This window comes from Acinetobacter sp. YH16031, assembly GCF_013417335.1.
Taxonomy (GTDB): Bacteria; Pseudomonadota; Gammaproteobacteria; order Pseudomonadales; family Moraxellaceae; genus Acinetobacter.
In genome coordinates this window covers 1-1,110 of sequence record NZ_VPED01000189.1, presented here as the reverse complement: position 1 = coordinate 1,110, position 1,110 = coordinate 1, and the positions used below count along the sequence as shown (strand labels likewise).

The following is a 1,110-nucleotide window of genomic DNA, read 5'->3' as shown; positions in this document are numbered from 1 at the left end:
AAAATTGATTTGGACAGCTATAAGCACTTTAAACATGGCTATGCCAATACGATTCATTCATCACAAGGTATGACGGTTGAAAACGCCTATATCCTTGCCAGTGAGAATATGAACGCTAATTTAACCTATGTTGCACTAACACGGCACAAGGGCAATGTAGAGCTAAATTACAGTGCTACTGCATTCAATCAGGATGAAAAAACGTGGGTCAGAAATTCTGAAGGGAAGTATCAAGAAAAAGAACTCACACCGTTTGATAACTTGAAACGTACTTTAGGACGTACCGAAGTTAAGAGCTTTACAACGGATTATTCAGTCGTACAGGCAAAAGATGAACTTATAAAGAACTATATTCGTGATCATCGAAATAGCCTTGATGATCAGCGGGAATTGTATAACTTGAATAGCACATTTAAGGCAATTACTACGCCAGACAAGCATTTCAGCGAAAAGGAAATCATTGAAGAAGTGCGAAATAGCCTAAGATCAAAAGCTTTACTGGGGGATGAGATCGTAAGGTTTAACGGTCAAATGAACATTGCCAAAGGTGAACAGCTCCAGTTAGATCAAGAACTCACTTTAAAGACCGGCTTTTTTAAGAAAGAACATTTTGAGAAAGATACACCGCTTCAGGTCATTGATGCCTATAAAGTCAAAGATCAGGCAATGATGAAAGTACGAATTAAAGCTGAAGAATATGAAGTACCCTTTGATAAGCTAAATATTCGCTATTCAGACAAGTATTTAACTGAATATAAAAAAGATACTTCAGCACGCTTTGATAGTCGTCATAAAGCTGAAATGGTGAGTAAGTTCAATCAACAATTGCAACAGCAGAAGCAGAGCCAACCATTACAGAATCTAAATGCACCAAACAGTGAGATCAAGCATTCTTCAAGCATCAAAAATAGTCATAAAATGAAGTTTTAAGTTGATATAGCTCTTTTAGTCTCTTGGTTGTAATCCAAACCATATCTATTAAAAAAGCATGTCCTATGAATTTTTAGCTCTATATGATGTCCCTCATAGACAATGGAATGTTTAAATCCATTTGCGCCAGAAGCAGGTTCATTGCAAATTAAGCATTTATGAATCTTTAGTCTTTCTTTA

At 36.1% G+C, this 1,110-nt stretch carries 2 pseudogenes; one reads left to right on the top strand and one right to left on the bottom strand.

Features of this window, described 5'->3' with window-relative positions:
• Positions 1–930, top strand: a pseudogene (locus FTV31_RS17070) (conjugal transfer protein TraA); the annotation flags it as partial.
• Here FTV31_RS17070 and FTV31_RS17220 read toward each other — a convergent pair.
• Positions 927–1,110: pseudogene (locus FTV31_RS17220) on the bottom strand (hypothetical protein); the annotation flags it as partial. The pseudogenes FTV31_RS17070 and FTV31_RS17220 sit on opposite strands and share 4 nt — an antisense overlap.